General features: G+C 56.4%; 20 protein-coding genes. 11 read left to right on the plus strand and 9 right to left on the minus strand.

Translation table 11 applies throughout. The features are described 5' to 3' along the window. Positions 1-10 precede the first annotated feature (10 nt). The 3 genes from KZZ06_RS08245 to KZZ06_RS08255 all read right to left on the minus strand — a co-directional run bounded on the left by KZZ06_RS08245 (position 11) and on the right by KZZ06_RS08255 (position 2,059). Entirely contained in the window at positions 11-1,054 is a 1,044-nt protein-coding gene (locus KZZ06_RS08245; protein ID WP_219579554.1) for a hypothetical protein, read from the minus strand. Positions 1,055-1,069: 15 nt separating this feature from the next. Further along, entirely contained in the window at positions 1,070-1,540 is a 471-nt protein-coding gene (gene greA, locus KZZ06_RS08250; RefSeq protein WP_219579555.1) for a transcription elongation factor GreA, read from the minus strand. Positions 1,541-1,675: 135 nt separating this feature from the next. Next, positions 1,676-2,059, minus strand: a complete 384-nt coding sequence (locus KZZ06_RS08255) for a VOC family protein (RefSeq protein ID WP_219579556.1) — start codon at positions 2,057-2,059, stop codon at positions 1,676-1,678. 89 nt (positions 2,060-2,148) lie between these two features. On the opposite strand from KZZ06_RS08255, the gene soxR reads away from it, so the two are divergent. From soxR to KZZ06_RS08275, 4 genes are all read left to right on the plus strand, one after another. After that, on the plus strand, positions 2,149-2,601 hold the full coding sequence (soxR, locus tag KZZ06_RS08260; RefSeq protein WP_219579557.1) for a redox-sensitive transcriptional activator SoxR: 453 nt from the start codon (positions 2,149-2,151) through the stop codon (positions 2,599-2,601). Between the two features lie 155 nt (positions 2,602-2,756). After that, entirely contained in the window at positions 2,757-4,406 is a 1,650-nt protein-coding gene (locus KZZ06_RS08265; protein ID WP_219579558.1) for an electron transfer flavoprotein-ubiquinone oxidoreductase, read from the plus strand. A 164-nt stretch (positions 4,407-4,570) separates the two neighbouring features. After that, entirely contained in the window at positions 4,571-6,286 is a 1,716-nt protein-coding gene (locus KZZ06_RS08270; protein WP_219579559.1) for a tetratricopeptide repeat protein, read from the plus strand. A 32-nt stretch (positions 6,287-6,318) separates the two neighbouring features. Then, positions 6,319-7,143 (plus strand): 4-(cytidine 5'-diphospho)-2-C-methyl-D-erythritol kinase, encoded by an 825-nt coding sequence (locus KZZ06_RS08275; RefSeq protein WP_219579902.1) that lies wholly within the window; start codon positions 6,319-6,321, stop codon positions 7,141-7,143. On the opposite strand, the gene KZZ06_RS08280 is transcribed toward KZZ06_RS08275, so the two are convergent. Next, positions 7,136-8,134 (minus strand): polyprenyl synthetase family protein, encoded by a 999-nt coding sequence (locus tag KZZ06_RS08280; protein ID WP_219579560.1) that lies wholly within the window; start codon positions 8,132-8,134, stop codon positions 7,136-7,138. The two genes, KZZ06_RS08275 and KZZ06_RS08280, sit on opposite strands and share 8 nt — an antisense overlap. Positions 8,135-8,192: 58 nt before the next feature. On the opposite strand from KZZ06_RS08280, the gene KZZ06_RS08285 reads away from it, so the two are divergent. The 3 genes from KZZ06_RS08285 to KZZ06_RS08295 all read left to right on the plus strand — a co-directional run bounded on the left by KZZ06_RS08285 (position 8,193) and on the right by KZZ06_RS08295 (position 9,444). Continuing rightward, a complete protein-coding gene (locus KZZ06_RS08285) occupies positions 8,193-8,414 on the plus strand; it encodes a DUF2007 domain-containing protein (RefSeq protein ID WP_093916049.1) in 222 nt (73 codons plus the stop codon). A 4-nt stretch (positions 8,415-8,418) separates the two neighbouring features. After that, the gene (locus KZZ06_RS08290; protein WP_219579561.1) at positions 8,419-9,168 is read left to right on the plus strand and encodes a tRNA1(Val) (adenine(37)-N6)-methyltransferase; all 750 of its coding nucleotides are present in this window, start codon (positions 8,419-8,421) and stop codon (positions 9,166-9,168) included. A 111-nt stretch (positions 9,169-9,279) separates the two neighbouring features. Further along, a complete protein-coding gene (locus KZZ06_RS08295; protein WP_219579562.1) occupies positions 9,280-9,444 on the plus strand; it encodes a DUF465 domain-containing protein in 165 nt (54 codons plus the stop codon). A 150-nt stretch (positions 9,445-9,594) separates the two neighbouring features. Here KZZ06_RS08295 and KZZ06_RS08300 read toward each other — a convergent pair whose 3' ends face one another. Continuing rightward, positions 9,595-10,533 (minus strand): transcriptional regulator GcvA, encoded by a 939-nt coding sequence (locus tag KZZ06_RS08300; protein ID WP_219579563.1) that lies wholly within the window; start codon positions 10,531-10,533, stop codon positions 9,595-9,597. A 109-nt stretch (positions 10,534-10,642) separates the two neighbouring features. Here KZZ06_RS08300 and KZZ06_RS22505 point away from each other — a divergent pair, with 109 nt between their 5' ends. Next, on the plus strand, positions 10,643-10,771 hold the full coding sequence (locus KZZ06_RS22505; protein ID WP_257884258.1) for a hypothetical protein: 129 nt from the start codon (positions 10,643-10,645) through the stop codon (positions 10,769-10,771). A 57-nt stretch (positions 10,772-10,828) separates the two neighbouring features. Here the strand turns inward: KZZ06_RS22505 and phbB are convergent, their stop codons facing one another. The 3 genes from phbB to KZZ06_RS08315 all read right to left on the minus strand — a co-directional run bounded on the left by phbB (position 10,829) and on the right by KZZ06_RS08315 (position 13,864). Further along, positions 10,829-11,551, minus strand: a complete 723-nt coding sequence (gene phbB / locus KZZ06_RS08305; protein ID WP_219579564.1) for an acetoacetyl-CoA reductase — start codon at positions 11,549-11,551, stop codon at positions 10,829-10,831. A 178-nt stretch (positions 11,552-11,729) separates the two neighbouring features. Continuing rightward, on the minus strand, positions 11,730-12,905 hold the full coding sequence (locus KZZ06_RS08310; RefSeq protein WP_219579565.1) for an acetyl-CoA C-acetyltransferase: 1,176 nt from the start codon (positions 12,903-12,905) through the stop codon (positions 11,730-11,732). A 116-nt stretch (positions 12,906-13,021) separates the two neighbouring features. Next, entirely contained in the window at positions 13,022-13,864 is an 843-nt protein-coding gene (locus tag KZZ06_RS08315; protein WP_308340010.1) for an EAL domain-containing protein, read from the minus strand. Positions 13,865-14,000: 136 nt separating this feature from the next. Between KZZ06_RS08315 and KZZ06_RS08320 the strand changes: the two genes are divergently transcribed. Beyond that, positions 14,001-14,573, plus strand: a complete 573-nt coding sequence (locus tag KZZ06_RS08320) for a DNA-3-methyladenine glycosylase I (RefSeq protein ID WP_219579566.1) — start codon at positions 14,001-14,003, stop codon at positions 14,571-14,573. A gap of 18 nt (positions 14,574-14,591) precedes the next feature. On the opposite strand, the gene KZZ06_RS08325 is transcribed toward KZZ06_RS08320, so the two are convergent. Then, positions 14,592-15,623 carry a fatty acid desaturase gene (locus KZZ06_RS08325; protein WP_219579567.1) on the minus strand — a complete coding sequence of 344 codons (1,032 nt, stop codon included), beginning with the start codon at positions 15,621-15,623 and terminating at the stop codon, positions 14,592-14,594. A gap of 381 nt (positions 15,624-16,004) precedes the next feature. Between KZZ06_RS08325 and rpsD the strand changes: the two genes are divergently transcribed. Further along, a complete protein-coding gene (gene rpsD / locus KZZ06_RS08330; protein ID WP_219579568.1) occupies positions 16,005-16,625 on the plus strand; it encodes a 30S ribosomal protein S4 in 621 nt (206 codons plus the stop codon). A gap of 172 nt (positions 16,626-16,797) precedes the next feature. Beyond that, positions 16,798-17,880, plus strand: coding sequence for a histidinol-phosphate transaminase (hisC, locus tag KZZ06_RS08335; protein ID WP_219579569.1), 1,083 nt, complete (start codon positions 16,798-16,800; stop codon positions 17,878-17,880). Position 17,881 lies beyond the last annotated feature (1 nt).

The following is a 17,881-nucleotide window of genomic DNA, read 5'->3' on the forward strand; positions in this document are numbered from 1 at the left end:
AAAGCTGACCCTAGTCAAACGTTCCGGCGACGCGACCCAACAGCATGAACGCACGCGCGGTGCGGGTTTCGGCAAGCGCTGATATTTCACCGTCAGATGCCTGGGCTTCGAACCCTGAAAAGACGCGGTCAAAGCGACGTAGGAAATGGTGCGCTGCATCGCGAAAGATCGGGTCCTGTTTCATCCGCGCGTTGGTCAGGGCAAGGGACGACCGATCGCGAACGCCACCAAGGGCCGCGATTGTGCGCCCGCGTGCGCCTTGGGCAAATTCGCGCCAAACTTCGGGGCGGGCACGGTCGGGGTGCAGATCGTCCATGTAAATGCCATCGTGGCTTAGCAGGGTCAGCACGTCTTGGGCGGCTTGGACCAGTTGCGATGCATTGCGGTCTTTCAAGGCTTTGCGCAGGGCTGTGAAACCTTCGGTGTCTTCTGCCGTTTCCGGAAAGTTCAGCGCGCGAATGAAATCATCGTGGGACAGTGCAGGTGCCATATCGCTGGCTTGGGTGCCAAGCGCCAAGGCCGGCTGATCATCCGAGGGTGCAGTTGCGGCAACCGGGGCTGCGGCACGTGGCGTTGCATCGCGGCGGGTGTGAAACGTGGCAAGGGCGGTTTCGGTTTTGCGCGCGGCGGCGGCGATTTCGTCCAACTTGCGCGTGACCGATGCATCTGCCTCAAAGGTTTTGCCTTGTTGCTGGGCGATATACGCTTGGCGAATGGCGTCGATTGCGGCCTGCAAGCGCTGGCTTTCTGTGCGCATTACACGGCTGGCACGCGCGGCAGTGGCCGCGACCCAAATCATCGCGAGCGGCATAAAAATGGCCAAGGTCGTCATCACGAACCGTAGGCCGCGATCACTGGTATCAGGTGCACTGTCAGAGGGTTGCATCAAAAAGAAGATGCCACAGCCCAAAAGCCAAAGCACGCTTAGTGCAATGGCGATGATTTCGATGCTGGAAATCGTTTGATCATTTGGACGTGAATAGACGCCAAACGGGGTCGACCGCGCAGGCTGGCGCGGCAACTTTGGCGGATGGGCAGGCGTAGTATCGGTCATGTCGATTGCCCCGGATCAAGCGTAGATGATCTTGAGAACCTCATAGGATCTTTCGCCCCCCGGTGTGCGCACCGTGACGCTGTCGCCTTCGTCTTTGCCGATCAACGCCCGTGCAATAGGGGATTTGATGTTCAAAAGACCCTTTTCAATGTTGGCCTCGTATTCACCAACAATCTGATAGGTTTTTTCTTCGTCTGTGTCTTCGTCCACCAATGTTACCTTGGCACCGAACTTGATCGAGCCGGACATTTTCGATGGGTCAATGACGTCAGCCAGCGAAATCGCCCCTTCAAGCTCTTTCACGCGGCCTTCGATAAAGGACTGTTTTTCCTTGGCAGAATGGTATTCGGCGTTTTCGGACAGGTCACCATGCTCGCGCGCTTCGGCAATCGCTTTGATGATTGCAGGACGTTCAGTCGTCTTCAGGTGCTTTAGTTCGGTTTCCAAAGCAATGTGACCGGCGCGGGTCATAGGGATTTTTTCCATTGTGGTCGTCCACGCAATGAGGGTCACAGCCCCGGAGATGGTCCGAGGGTGCAACCGATTTGAATTAGCCCTTACCTGACCTAAACTGGCGCGTGATTGCAAGGGCCGAGTGCGCGCCGTGACATCAATGCGCGCTTATCCACCATATTGAACAAGCTCGTATTCGACCCCGTCGTGGTCGTGAAAGTAAAACCGTCGTCCCGGTTCATAGTCTGCATGGTTTTTGGTTTCGAACCCGTGGAATTTGAGGGCGGCCTCGGCTGCATCCAGATCATCGACGACGATACCGATGTGATTGAGCCCCCCAACGGTCGTATAGCTGCTTGGGGCCGTTTCCAGCCCGTTTTTGGGCGTGTAAAGCGCGATATAGTCGTTCTGCGTGCCAACATGCACGGTGCGTCCCCCGGCGATCGCATCGCCTTGCCAGCGGATATGCCAGCCAAAAATCTTGACCATCCATGCGGCGGTGGCCTCGGGGTTGGTGACAGTGATATTTGCGTGTTCAAGCTGCGCTGACATGGCGGGTCTTTCCTTGTTGTTGTGTTGACCCTGTTGTTTGTAATTCCTAAACCTAACTTTAGGTCAAGGGGATTTTTTCGAGGGAAATTATGGCTGTAAATGATGGTCTGTCTATTGGTGCGCTTGCGCGGCGTACGGGGTTGGCGGTGTCGGCGATCCGCTATTACGAGGCGCAAGGGTTGATTAAACCATGGCGCAATGCAGGCGGGCAGCGGCGGTTTGAACGCGCGGATTTGCGGCGGCTTAGCTTTGTGATGATTGCCCAGCAATTTGGTTTTACCCTGCCGCAGATCAAACTCGAGCTTGACCGCTTGCCCGGCGGGCGCACCCCGACCAAGGCAGATTGGGCACGGATCAGCCAATCTTTTCGCGCCGGACTGGACCAGCGGATCGCCACATTGACGCGGCTGCGCGATGATCTGGATGGGTGTATCGGCTGTGGCTGCCTAAGCCTAAAGGCCTGTGCGCTATATAACCCCAAGGATAGGGCTGGCGAAAACGGCCAAGGTCCGCGCTATCTTATGGGCGATCCGCGGCCCTGATCTATTTCGCGTGGCGAAACATTATGACGGCTGGCTCATTATATTGTTACGAAACTGTCGCGGCCCTTCATTTTAACGTCGTGTCGCGATTGCAAAGCAAGCCGTGCTGGTTTAGCCAAATCCAAACCCATTTTCTGCCCGAAGAGGAGCCCCAAATGGCCGAAGTTGAACGCGAAGCAATGGAATATGACGTCGTTATTGTTGGCGCTGGTCCTGCGGGCCTGTCAGCCGCGATCCGTCTGAAACAGCTGGATGCTGACTGCAATGTGGTTGTGCTGGAAAAGGGCTCCGAAGTCGGGGCGCACATCCTGTCGGGTGCGGTGCTGGACCCGATCGGTCTGGACGCGTTGATGCCGGACTGGAAAGAAAAAGGCGCGCCGATCAAGACCAAGGTGATCGAAGACAACTTTTACATGTTGGGTGAGGCGGGCAAAATCCGCGTGCCGAACTTCCCCATGCCGCCGCTGATGAACAACCACGGCAACTATATTGTGTCGATGGCGAATGTCTGTCGCTGGATGGCCGAGCAAGCCGAAGAACTGGGCGTCGAGATTTTCCCCGGCATGTCCTGTTCCGAGCTGGTTTGCGGCGAGAATGGTGAGATCAAAGGCGTGGTTGCCGGTGAATTCGGGATCAACCCTGATGGCACCAAAGGCGACAATTACGAGCCGGGCATGGAGTTGCACGGCAAATACGTGTTCCTGTCCGAAGGCGTGCGCGGCAGCCTGTCAAAGCAGGTGATCGCGAAATACGATCTGGATGCAGGCAAGGAACCGCAGAAATACGGCCTTGGCATGAAAGAAATCTGGGAAATCGATCCCGCCAAGCACAAAGAAGGCACTGTGACCCACACGATGGGTTGGCCTTTGAACAAGAACGCCGGTGGCGGTTCGTTCATCTATCACATTGAAAACAATCAGGTCTATGTCGGCTTTGTTGTGCACTTGGGCTACAAAAACCCGCATGTGTTCCCTTACATGGAATTCCAGCGTTTCAAACATCACCCGATGGTGGCCGAGCTGCTGAAAGGTGGCAAACGCGTGGCATATGGCGCACGTGCGATCACCGAAGGTGGCTATCAGTCGATGCCCAAGATGGTTGCACCCGGTGTGGCGCTGCTGGGCTGTTCGGTGGGCATGGTCAACGTGCCGCGCATCAAGGGCAACCACAACGCAATGCTGTCGGGCAAAGCCGCCGCCGAAGCCGCATTTGCGGCCATCCAGGCGGGGCGTTCCGGTGACGAACTGTCTGAGTATGAAACAGACGTGCGCAGCGGCGAAATCGGCAAAGACTTGAAAAAAGTACGCAATGTCAAACCATTGTGGAGCAAATACGGCCTCATGACATCGCTTGCCGTGGGCGGGTTCGACATGTGGACCAACACGCTCGGCTTTTCCTTGTTGGGAACCCTTGGCCACGGAAAATCCGATGCCGAGGCGACCGAAAAAGCCGCCGATCACAAAAAGATCGACTATCCAAAACCGGATGGAAAGCTCAGCTTTGACCGTCTGACCAACGTGGCGTTTTCGTTCACGAACCATGACGAAAACCAGCCGGCGCACTTGACGTTGAAAGATCCGTCCGTGCCAGTGAACGTGAACCTGCCGGTTTATGCAGGGCCATCTGCGCGGTATTGCCCCGCAGGTGTTTACGAATTCGTCGAGGAAGAAGGCAAAGATCCGCGCTTTGTGATCAACTTCCAGAACTGTGTGCATTGCAAAACCTGCGACATCAAAGACCCGTCGCAGAACATCGTTTGGACCACACCTCAGGGTGGCGACGGCCCGAACTATCCAAACATGTAAACTGTTCCCTAACGAAATCATGAAAAGGCGTGCTGCGGCGCGCCTTTTTTCGTTATAGAACGGGCAAATTACTGCTCACGGTTACGTGCTTGGGGGGCGGGGTGCCATTGCGCTTGGGGGTGAACCTGATAGCGTAAATATAAATAAAATAAGGCCTGCATGTTATGATCCGTACCCTGTTGTTTTCTGCCAGTGTCATCGCTTTGGGGGTGACCGGCGCGCTGCCGGTTGGCGCGCAATCGGTGTCGGGTGCTTATCTGGCGGGCCGCCACGCTGCTGTGCGCAGTGATTTTGCGGAAGCTGCTGATTATTATGGCCGGGCATTGGCGCGTGACAGCATGAACGTCGAACTGCTGGAAAGCACGATCCTTGCCAATCTGTCTTTGGGTGATGTCGCCAAGGCGGTTCCCTTGGCCAAGGTTCTGGCGGCGAAAAACCAGACCTCTCAGGTCGCTCATCTGGTGACCACAGCCGACAAGGCGCAAAGGGGCGACTATGACGGGTTGTTGGCGCAAGACGGCGATAGCGTCGGCATCGGCCCTTGGGTCGACGGGCTGGTCAAGGCGTGGGCCTATGTCGGTAAGGGCGACATGACGCAAGCCGTCGCTGAGTTCGACAGGCTGAGCCAAGAACCCGGGATGCAGGGGTTTGTGATGTATCACAAAGCGCTTGCGCTGGCATCGGTTGGTGATTTCGAGGGGGCCGAGCGTATCTTTGCCTCGAACAAGGCGGGTGCCGCCGGGCACACGCGCCGCGGGGTGATTGCGCGGGCCGAAATTCTGGGGCAGCTTGACCGCAACGCCGAGGCGCTGGCCCTTCTGAACTCCAGTTTCCAGGGCAGTACGGACCCTGAACTTGAGGCGCTGATTTTAGCGCTTGAGGGCGGGGAACCGGTCAAGTTCACGCAGATTACCGATGCCAGAGCCGGGATCGCCGAGGTGTTTTTCACCTTTGCTGCGGTTTTGCGCAGTGAATCGGCTGGCGACTACTATGTGCTGCTATATGCGCGGATTGCCCGCTATCTGAACCCTGATCATATCGACGCGTTGTTGCTGACGGCAGACTTGCTTGAAAGCCTTGAACAATATGATCTGGCGATTGCTGAGCTTGCAAATGTCCCCGCCAATGATCCCGCCTATCACGCCGCTGAACTGGGCCGCGCGGCCGCTTTGCGTCGGTCCGGTAAACCCGGCCGGGCGATCGAGGTGCTGCAGCAATTGACCCGCAGCCATGGTGAATTGCCGTCGGTGCATTCGGCCCTTGGCGACGCGCTGCGCGCAGAAGACAAGTTTGGCGAAGCGATTGCTGCCTACGATATGGCGATCAACAAGACGTCGGAAACGAACCCGCAACGTTGGGTGTTGTTCTACGCGCGCGGCATCGCGGAAGAGCGCCGTGGCGATCTGGACAAAGCCGAGACCGATTTTCGGGCGGCACTGGCCATCAACCCCGACCAGCCGCAGGTGTTGAATTATCTGGGGTATTCGCTTGTTGAACAGGGGCGCAATCTGGACGAGGCGCTGAATATGATCGAGCGCGCTGTCGCGGCCAGCCCCGGATCGGGGTATATTGTCGATTCACTGGGATGGGTTTTGTACCGTCTTGGCCGCTATGAAGAAGCGGTCTCTCAGATGGAGCGTGCGGTGGAACTGGTTGCGGTAGACCCCGTGGTGAACGACCATCTGGGGGATGTTTACTGGGCCGTTGGACGCGAACGCGAGGCGGAATTCCAGTGGCGCCGGGCGTTGTCCTTTGTTGATCCCCAAGACACAGATAGCGAGGCCGACCCGGCCCGCATGCGCCGCAAGCTTGAGATCGGCTTGGACGCGGTGTTGAGCGAAGAGGGCGCGCAGCCGTTGGCCAAAGTATCGACGGACTGATGCGCACAAACAGCGCCGCACTGGGTTCAGCAATCTCCGAGCCGGCTTGGGCCAAGATTAACCTGACGCTGCATGTGACGGGTCAGCGTTCCGACGGGTATCATCTGTTGGACAGCTTGGTCGTGCGCGCAGCGGTTGGCGACACGCTGAGTGTTGCGCCGTCAGCCCAGCTGGAACTGTTCGTCGAGGGCCCCTATGCCGGTGCGGCACCGTTGGATGACCGCAACCTTGTCATCCGCGCGGCACAGTTACTTGATCCGGAGGGCACGCGGGGTGCGCGGCTGCTTTTGACCAAGGTGTTACCAGCGGCGGCAGGGATTGGCGGTGGATCAGCTGATGCTGCCACAGCGCTAAAGCTGCTAAGCCATCACTGGGATGTCCCGATTCCCGAGGATGTGGCCAGCTTGGGTGCTGATGTGCCTGTATGTCTGCACGATAGCCCCCAGCGAATGCGCGGCGTCGGAGAGATGCTGACGCCGGTGCCACCGCTGCCCCCTTGTTGGCTGGTTCTGGTGAACCCGAACAAATCCGTTTCTACGCCTGACGTCTTCAAGCGGCTGACATCTAGGCACAACGATCCGATGCCTGACAGCATTCCGGCCTTTGATTCTGGGCAAGGTTTTGCCGCTTGGCTGGCGGCGCAGCGCAATGATCTGGAAAAACCCGCGCTCGGTGTTGTGCCCGAAATCGCGGCATGCCTTGCGGCGCTTGATGATGCCCTGTTGGCACGGATGTCAGGATCGGGTGCCACCTGCTTTGGCTTATATGACAGCGAAAAGGCAGCAAACCACGCGGCTGGCCGTATCGACCATGCGCATCCCGATTGGTGGGTTACCGCAGCCGAAGTTTTTAAGTGAGGCGCGCCACGACATAGTCGGCAAGGTCGTGCAGCATTTCACGTAACGCGTGATCGGGCAGGGCGTGCAAAGCCGCCTTTGCCTGCGCAGCCCATTCCATCGCGTCGGCGCGGGTTGCCGATAGCGTGTCATGCTTGTTCAACAGGGCAAGCGCGTGATCCAGATCACCGTCTTCCTGACGCCCTTTTTCGATGGTACGGGTCCAGAACGCGCGTTCTTCGGGGTCTGCTTTTGCGATGGCTTTGATCACGGGCAGCGTCAGCTTGCGTTCACGGAAATCGTCACCAACATTCTTGCCGGTCGCGTTGGTGTCGCCCTGATAATCCAGCAGGTCATCGGCGATCTGAAACGCAATACCCAAGGCATCACCATAATCATACAGCGCTTTAATCTGGGCTGCGGGGGCACCGGCCACCACGCCGCCGACCTCGGTCGCGGCTGAGAACAGGGCAGCCGTCTTGCCGCGCACAACTTTCAGATACACGGATTCGTCGGTGGCAAGGTTCTGCGCCGCCGTCAGCTGCAACACCTCGCCTTCGGCGATGGTTGCGGATGCATTCGACAGGATAGCAAGCACGCGCATGTTGTTCGTTTCGGTCATCAACTGGAAACTGCGCGCAAACAGATAGTCGCCCACCAGCACCGATGATTTGTTGTCCCAAAGCAGGTTCGCCGTCGGGCGCCCGCGCCGCTGACCGCTTTCATCGACGACATCATCATGCAGCAATGTGGCCGTGTGAATAAATTCGACCGTGGCGGCAAGGTGGATGTGATAGGGGCCATCGTAGCCACAGATATGGGCCGCGGCCAAGGTCAGCATGGGGCGCAAACGTTTTCCGCCTGCCTCGACCAGATGTGCCGTTACTTCGGGGATTCGGGGCGCATGTTCGGATGCCATGCGGTCGCGGATCAGTTCGTTTACCGCGGCCATGTCGGCAGCAAGATAGCTGGCCATTTGATCATGCGGCTTTTGACTTGCGTCGTTCTTCATCTACATGACCCCATCTGAAGGCTCGACAATCTTGCGCGATTGCACTTACATCTCTGTTATGAAGGAACTTTTGCGCACCACCGACCCGACGATCATTGCTTTTGCCAGCGCCCTTCTTCAGGGCGAGGATATAGACTGCTTTCCGTTGGACGTAAATATGAGCGTTCTCGAAGGTGGTATTGGGATTTTCCCGCGCAGGTTAATGGTTCACGAAGATAAGCACAGCGCAGCCCTGCGCGTGCTGCGGGATAACGATATTCCTACCGGCCTGCCTGATTGACCCCGTGCCAAGTTTTCACCCTGACGATCTGACGTATGATGCTTTCTTGGGCGGCAAACTGCATCTGTGGCAGCCGCGTAAAGGGTATCGCGCAGGGGTCGACCCCGTTCTACTGGCGGCAACTGTGCCGGCGGTACCCGGACAACATGTGCTAGAGCTAGGCTGCGGTGTCGGGGCTGCGTCACTTTGTCTTGGTGCGCGTGTGCCCGGATTGTCCCTGACCGGGGTCGAGGTTCAGCCGGCCTATGCCGAACTCGCCCGTCGGAATCATCCCGCGTTCGAGGTGTTCGAGGCCGATCTTGCCGCGATGCCATTGTCGTTGCGGCAGCGCCAGTTTGACCACGTATTGGCGAACCCCCCGTATTTTGACCGCGCGGCATCTATTGCTTCGCAGGACAGCGCACGTGAAACCGCGATGGGTGAACAAACACCATTGGCGAAATGGGTTGAAATCGCTGCCAAAAGACTGGCCCCGAAAGGGCAGGCGCATTTCATTCACCGGGCAGAGCGGCTTCCTGATCTGATCCGGGCATTGCCCCATGATATGGGCAGCATCGAGGTGCTGCCGATTGCCCCGCGGATCGGACGTATGGCCGAGCTGATTATCCTACGGGCGCGCAAATCCGGCCGGGGGGCGTTTCGGCTATGTGCGCCGTTGATCATGCATGAAGGGGCTGAACATGTCTCGGATGGGGACAGCTATGTTCCCGCGATCCGTGCGGTGCTGCGCGACGGCGCGGCGCTGCCATTCTAGGCATCAACCAGCCGATCGTTCGACTTGTTCGTAAACTTGCTGCACCGCCGCGTGACAGGTGAATTTTTTCGTGGTTCACTTGTATCACGCAACCCAACAAAGGAGAGTTAAGTGGCATTTGACGCACATCTTGAAGCTTTGAAACGGAAACACTTGGCGGTGAGCGACGCTGTAGAGGAAGCACAGCGCGCCCCGGGTATCGACGATCTGAAAGTTGCGACGATGAAGAAGAAAAAGCTTCGATTGAAGGAAGAGATAGCGAGACTAACCGTTTAGAAGCTTAAGCTAGACTTACCATAGCTGGCGCGCGCTGCAAAAACGAGCGCCGCCAGTGATCAGTGTCGAGGCCCGTCAGGTGGGCCGCCGCATTCATTCCCCCAACATTTACGCATAAATCGACTGGGTCTGGGTCTAGTCTTGCGATTGTTATGCGGGCTGTCTGGAAATGATCGGCATACTGTCTGCAACATCCGACGTTTTGCCAATCTCGTGTAGGATCCATTCCCTAAACGCGGCGATCTGCGGACGGTCCTGTGCTGAGTTAGGGCATAGAAACCAAAACCGCGCACCGGTATCCAGCGCGGCATTATATGGCGCGACCAACCGGCCTTCGACCAGATCCTTGATGACCAATGCGCGCCGTCCCATCACCACACCAACCCCTGCCAGTGCTGCGTCTGTGGCATGATCCGCTTGGGAAAACCTTGGCCCTAGCGCGACAGGCGGGGCAAGGCCCATCGCTGCAAACCAAGTGTTCCAATCCGTCGGTAGGTCCAGAAACCCCATCGAATCATCCACGATCAACGGCGCGGCGCGCAGGCTGGCCGGTGTCGGGTAACGCGCGGCCAATTCTGGTGTCATCACCGGGGTGACCCATTCGTCAGCAAGGGGCAGGGCATAGAGGTCTGGATCGACGGAAGATCCAAACCGGATCGCCACATCAATATTGTCACGGGCAAAGTCCATTTTACGCAAGGAAGCCGAGAACCTTAGCTCGACCTCTGGGTGGGCTTGGGCAAAGTCGTAAAGCCGGGGGGCCAACCATTTGGCAGTAAACGCAGGGCCTGCGGTCACGGTAAGCGATTGATGGTCTTGGGTGCGCTGTGCGGCCCGCCAGGCGGCGGCAAGCGTTTGAAACCCGTCCGTAGTGCCGGGGGCGAGGGCGATTCCTGCCTCGGTCAACGCCACGGCACGATTGAGCCGCCTGAAAAGCGGCGCGCCGAAATGCGCCTCAAGCGATTTGATCTGAAAGCTAAGCGCCGCTGGCGTGACGTTAAGCTCAGCCGCAGCTGACGCAAAAGACAGATGTCTTGCAGCGGCTTCAAATGCGCGCAAAGCGGTTAGCGGGGGCAGGCGGTCGGACATTTCAGTTCAATATTTCTTGTGTGAGGCAAAGAAAGTCTCGTTTGTACGATGCCCACTATAGGACCAAGTTAGAGGAAGAACAGAAATTCTTGATAGCCGGAGGCTGAACATGATCGAGGCAACAACAAACCGCGCCGCACGAAACGCAATGGAAGAGGCACACCGTGAACGGGCCCGTGCAACGCTTGAGTTCTGGGGGTGGCTGTTCGGATCGGCCGAGCGGCGCAAATTAAACTAAAACAAAAAGGCCAGCGCATCGCTGCACTGGCCTTATGCAATTTAACGGGCGGTCACATTACGTGATGTATTGTGCACCGTTCGCTGTGATGGTGGAGCCGTTGATGAAACTGGCGTCATCAGAGGCCAAGAATAGCACCGCGCGTGCAATGTCTTCTGGTTCACCCAAGCGGCCAGCTGGGATTTGCGCAATAATCGATTCGCGCACTTTTTCCGGAACAGCCATGACCATGTCAGTGGCGATATAGCCCGGACAGATCGCGTTGGCGGTAATGCCGGCACGTGCACCTTCTTGTGCAAGTGATTTGATGATGCCCAGATCACCGGCTTTGGTGGCGGCATAGTTCACTTGGGCGAACTGGCCCTTTTGCCCGTTGATCGAGCTGATAACCACGACGCGACCGAATTTGCGTTCCCGCATGCCGGGCCAGATCGGGTGAATGGTGTTGAACACGCCGGTCAGGTTGGTGTTGATCACCTGATGCCATTGTTCCGGGGTCATTTTATGGAACGGCGCGTCGCGTGTGATGCCTGCATTGGCAACCACAACCTCAATTGGGCCAAGGTCTGCTTCGACGTTTGCGATGCCAGCCTTTGAGGCGTCGTAATCGGCGACATCCCATTTATAGGTCTTGATACCAGTGCTCTCGGTGAATTTTGCAGCAGCTTCATCGTTGCCTGCATAAGTGGCAGCGACGCTATAGCCGGCATCCTTGAGTGCTGTTGAAATGGCGGCACCGATCCCTCGGCTACCTCCGGTCACAAGTGCGACACGTGACATTGTTACCCCTTCCCTTGCGGTAATGTTATTTCGTTTGCGATAACAATTTAGTAATTTTATTACGCCCTGAATAGATAGGACATCATATACCGGCTTTGCAACCGTTTTGGGTCGGTTTTTGGGAAATGATTTAGGAGAGTGGTGCACGGCGCATCCAACTGCGCCGTGCAGGCGTTAATTAGGGGCGTTCAAGGCACATCGCGACGCCCATGCCGCCACCGATACACAATGTGGCAAGGCCCTTTTTCGCACCGCGACGCTGCATTTCAAACAACAGCGTGTTGAGGATTCGCGCGCCAGAGGCACCGATCGGGTGACCAATCGCAATAGCGCCACCATTGACGTTCACGATTTCTGGGTCCCAACCCATGTCCTTGTTCACGGCACAAGCTTGTGCGGCAAAGGCTTCGTTCGCCTCGACCAAGTCCAGATCTTCCGGCTTCCAGCCCGCTTTTTCCAGCGCTTTGCGTGATGCGTAAATGGGGCCGGCACCCATGATGCTGGGGTCTAGGCCAACGGTTGCGTAGGATGCGATGCGGGCCAATGGCGTGATGCCGCGCTTTTCGGCATTGTCGGCAGACATCAACAAGGCACCAGCGGCACCATCGTTCAAGCCCGAGGCGTTTGCCGCGGTGACAGAGCCATCTTTGGTGAAAGCAGGGCGCAGTTTTTGCATCGCTTCCATCGACGCGCCATGACGAATGTATTCATCGCTATCGACAACGCTTTCGCCTTTGCGGGTTTTGATCGTATAGGCCACGATCTCGTCCGCGAATTTGCCTGCTTTTTGTGCGGCCTCGGCCTTGTTCTGGGAACGGACGGCGAACTCGTCTTGTTGCTCGCGGCTGATTTGCCATTTTTCCGCGACGTTTTCAGCGGTTTGGCCCATGTGATAGCCGTTGAACGCATCCCAAAGACCGTCTTTGATCATGGTGTCGATGAACTGCAAATCGCCCATTTTTTGCCCGGGGCGCAGGTTTTGCGCGTGGGGGCTCATGGACATGTTTTCCTGACCGCCGGCGGCCACAATATCAGCGTCGCCCAGTTGAATGTGCTGCGCGGCCAAGGCAACGGCGCGCAAGCCGGAACCACACACCTGGTTGATCGACCATGCGGCAGATTCAATTGGCAGCCCCGCGTTTACATGTGCCTGACGTGCGGGGTTTTGCCCCTGTGCGGCTGTGAGGACCTGACCCAAAATGGTCTCTGACACTTCGGATGCATCAATTCCTGCGCGCGCAACAATCTCTTTCAAGACCGCCGCGCCCATGTCGTGGGCAGGTGTATTTGCAAAAGATCCGTTGAAGCTGCCCACGGCAGTGCGCGCCGCGGATGCGATGACAACATTCGTCATGTGTATTCCCTCAGGTTATTGACCAACGGGGTACCTATCGCAGTGCATCTGCGATCCCCTAGCCTTCTGGGAACGGGATATATCGCATCGCAGCACATGCGGCAATCTCGACCTGCTTATCCTGATTTTCGGTTCTCCGGTTTGATGGACCAATAGGGCCGTGTGGTTGGCCCCCCGAACAGATACCCTTGTTGGCAATCGATCCCCAGCTCGCGCAGCATAGCGGAATCTTCTTTATTTTCGACCTGTTCTGCGACGGTTACCATGTCAAAATTCTCGGCAATCGATACCATCACTGTGATCAATGCGCGGTTTTCAGCATTTTTTGAAATTCCGCGCGTAAATTGCCCGTCAATTTTCAAGATATCGAAATAGAGGTCCTTGAAATAGCGGATGGCAGTATAGCCTGACCCGAAATTATCCAGCGCAAAGCACACGCCCTGATCCTGCATGTTGTTGATGAAATCCGCGACAAGCTCTGGCATCAACATCGCCGATTGTTCGCTTATTTCAAGGATCAGGCGTTCACCAAGTGTGGCATCACGTGACAGCCACCTGTTCATCATGCTGGTCCACGCCTTGAACCCGATCGAGCGCGCGGACATGTTGATTGAAATGCGTAAATTCGGGTTTTGTTGCAGTGCCATCATCCCTGCGCGCAAGGATAGAACATCGATTTCGCGGCCTAATTGGGTGGTCTCAACCACGGACATGAATTCACGTGCGGGAATGACGCGGCCGGTCGGGTCGAGTACACGAATAAGCCCCTCGTGAAACGCGACGCTGTTACTGGACACATCACGAATTACGGGCTGGTACGCCATCAACGTCTGTTTATGATCAACCGCGTCCCGCACCATCGTGAGCGTCGATTTGTCGCGCTGCGCCACCGCGTATTCCAGCGGATTTTCCCCACCCTCGGGGAGGTTGGCGAAGCGATGTTTGGACCGCTGTTGCACGTCGCAGATTCCTTTTGCGCTAGGTTACCCGTGCGTTAGTGCATGATGTTTTCATAAGAGCGGGTTAAACGACTAATGAGAGTATATTTTTACACATAGAAGGCGGGCCGGTAGTGCCAGCTGGAAAGGGATGAAGATGCAGCGTTGCGATTGGGCCGGCCCGGAGCAGATCTACCTTGATTATCATGACACTGATTGGGGTGTGCCAGAATATGATAGTCGCGCATTGTGGGAAAAGCTGGTTCTGGATGGGTTTCAGGCGGGGCTTAGCTGGATCACAATCCTTAAAAAACGAGAGAATTTTCGCGAGGCTTTTGCCGGATTTGATCCTGATGTGATCGCACGCTGGGGTGACGCGGAGGTCGAGACCTTGCTGCAAAACCCCGGAATCATTCGCCACCGTGGCAAGATTGAAGCGACGATCACCAACGCCCGTGTCTGGCAAAAAATTGAAGCTCGGGAAGGGTTTGATACCTATCTATGGAACTACGTCGGGGGTGCACCTTTGCAAAACCGTTTTGCGTCCCAAGCGGATGTACCGCCGTCGACTGCGTTGTCAGCGCAGATATCAAAAGACCTAAAGAAAGAGGGGTTTAAGTTTTGTGGCCCCACGATCGTCTATGCGTTCATGGAGGCCGTAGGCATGGTGAACGATCACCTTGTTACCTGCCATCGACACGACGTCGTCGCGTCGATGGCAAAGGAGTAACACGCAGTTTTAACCGCGCTATTTTGCTTTTCTGGCCTGTGCAAATGACAGCAGTTTTTTGCTGCTTTCATCCCACAGATGCAGACGTGCGTTTGCGAAGCTTTCCCGCAGCGTAAGAGTGTTGATCTGCGCCAAGGCGTTATGATCACGCAATACTTCGGGCAGGCGGTAGAACGGAATGCGGCTGTACAAGTGATGCACGTGATGGATGCCGATATTCGCGCTAAGCCATTGCAAAGGCGCGGGAAGTTTATAGTGAGAGCTGCCGTTCAGGGCGGCTTCGTGAATGTCCCATGTTGGGTCGACATCCCATAGGGTCGTTTCAAACTGGTGCTGAACGTAGAACAGCCAGACGCCAGCGGTCGCCGCCAACAGGGTCGTGGGCAGGAAAATCAGCAAGATTGGTTTCACGCCGCCAAAGTAGAAAACGATGGAAAGCGCAACAAGGATTGCCGCATTGGTGCACATGGCGCTGACCCAATAGCGCGCATGTTTGGTCAGCCCCATCGGAACCCGTTGTTGGATAAAGAACAGGTACAGCGGGCCCAGGCCAAACAGCACTAGCGGATGGCGATACAGGCGGTAATATAGACGTTTTTTCGGTGTCAGCGCGCGATATTCGGCCACAGTCAGAGTATCGATATCACCAATGCCGCGGCGCGACAGATTGCCTGACGTGCTGTGGTGCATGGAATGCGAACGTTTCCAGACATCATATGGTGTCAGCGTCAAAACGCCCAGAACACGGCCCAGCCAGTCGCTTAGGGACCGGTTCGAATAAAAGGCATAGTGCCCGCAATCATGTTGGATTGCGAACAAACGCAGCAAAAACGCCGCGTTACAGACAGAGATAGCGAGCGTAAGCCAAGGCGTGATGGACAGTGATACCCAAGCCAATGACCACAATGCGATAAATGGCACGACCGTTACCGCGAGCTCGAAGGTGCTTCTTACAGCATCGGGATCACGGTAGTTCGAGAGGACCTTGATCCACTCGCGCGCCGGAGTGGCGTTCGCGGGTTGCCCGAAAACATTGGAATTGTCGTTCATATGCCTGCTTTTCTTATTTTTACCCGCCGTCTTGATAAACGAATGTACGATTTAGACAACGCATAAAAGCTGACCAAGCCCAAGGGACGCTTTCCATCATTGCAACGCAGTCAAGCGGCATCCCAATTGGCGACGACCCTAGGGACCATTTAGCTAACACATCGTTAATTTCGCTGATAAAGCGTGTGGACCACGTCGCGGATTGCACGAAAACCACCTTTCGCCTCGTTTTCGACCTTCTCGCATTGACTCCGCGCTGAACCCTCGTATAAGCGCGGCTTCATTGGTGTTGGTGGACCCTGCAAGGGGAACCCTGTCGGGCTTTATGCCAGAGGACAACGCCCTTTACCGCCTGAAAAGGCCATAAAAAGGAGAACAGCCGTGACTAAACGCACCGCTGCCAAGCACAAAATTGACCGCCGCATGGGCGAAAACATCTGGGGCCGTCCAAAATCCCCAGTAAACCGTCGCGAATATGGCCCCGGCCAGCACGGTCAGCGCCGCAAGGGCAAAATTTCCGACTTCGGTATCCAGCTGCGCGCCAAGCAGAAGCTCAAGGGTTACTACGGCGACCTGACCGAAAAGCAGTTCCGCCGCATTTACGGTGAAGCCGAGCGTGTAAAAGGTGATACAGGTGAAAACCTGATCGGTCTGCTCGAGCGTCGCTTGGACGCGGTTGTATACCGTGCCAAGTTCGTTGCGACTGTTTTTGCTGCGCGCCAATTCGTGAACCACGGCCACGTCAAAGTTAACGGCAAGAAGGTTAACATTCCTTCCTACCGCGTAAAAGAAGGCGACGTGATCGAAGTACGTGACCGTTCCAAGCAGATGGCAGCATTGCTTGAAGCCACTCAACTGGCCGAGCGTGACGTTCCTGATTACATGGAAGTCGATCACTCCAAGATGACAGCGACATTCGTACGCACCCCGACTTTGGGCGACGTGCCATACCCTGTCATGATGGAACCGAACCTCGTGGTCGAATTCTACGCGAAGAACTAAGGTTCCTCGCATATCTATTGCCAAGGGGCCGCGCTGGAGAATACCGGCGCGGCCCTTTTCCGTTTGATCAAGGGGCAGGCGTGGGGCATATGCCACGTGACGTAGGGCCAACATCATAGGTGGCGCTAACTAGGGTGCGGGTCTATGGTCCGCCCGACAGGAGATTTAACAGATGACAACCGCAATTCGTCCGCAGCCCGGCATCATGGATATCGACCTTTACCAAGGCGGCGCGTCTCATGTGGATGGGCTTGATAACGTGATCAAGCTTAGCTCGAATGAAAACCCGTTGGGGCCATCTGACGCCGCAATCAAGGCGTTCCGCGATGCGTCCTATGATTTGCACCGCTATCCCACGTCTGATCACAGCCGCCTGCGTCAGGCGATTGCCGGTGTTCACGGGCTAGACGCCGACCGCATCATCTGTGGTGCCGGATCGGACGAGATTATCGCCTTTTTATGCCAAGCATTTTCGGGCGAAGGCACCGAAGTGCTGCACACGGAACACGGGTTTGGCATGTACCGCATTTCGGCCCTAGCCAATGGGGCGACACCGGTCGAGGTCAAGGAAAACGAACGCGTCACAGACGTGGATGCGTTGTTGGCGGGCTGTACCGATAAAACCCGGCTGGTGTTCATCGCCAACCCCAATAACCCCACAGGCACAATGATCGGCCTCAGCGAGATTGAGCGCCTAGCGAATGGCATTCCAAAGCAGGCGATTCTGGTGCTTGACGGTGCCTATGCTGAATATGTCGAAGGGTATGATGGCGGTGCGGCGCTGGTGGATGCGCATGAAAACATCGTGATGACGCGGACGTTTTCCAAGCTTTACGGCTTGGGCGGTTTGCGCGTCGGCTGGGGCTATGGGCCTGCGCATATCATTGATGTGCTGAACCGCGTCCGGGGTCCCTTTAACCTGTCCCAAGCAGCGGTAAACGCCGCCGAAGCCGCGATAAACGATGTGGACTATGCCAATCACTGCCGGATCGAGAACGCGCGGTGGAGAAATTGGATGGCCGATGCTTTGGCTGAAATCGGTGTGCCGTCGGACGTATCATGCGCCAACTTCATCCTCGCGCGGTTCAAATCGCAGTCAGAGGCCGAGGCCTGTGATGACTATCTGAAAACCCAAGGATTAATCGTACGTCGCGTGGCAGGTTACAAACTGCCGTCCTGTCTGCGTATTACCGTAGGCGACGAAAGCGCATGCCGCCGTGTCGTTCATGCCATCCGCCAATTTAAGGGCGATTGAT

This window comes from Sulfitobacter sp. CW3 (genome assembly GCF_019392245.1).
In the GTDB taxonomy this organism is placed as follows: Bacteria; Pseudomonadota; Alphaproteobacteria; order Rhodobacterales; family Rhodobacteraceae; genus Sulfitobacter.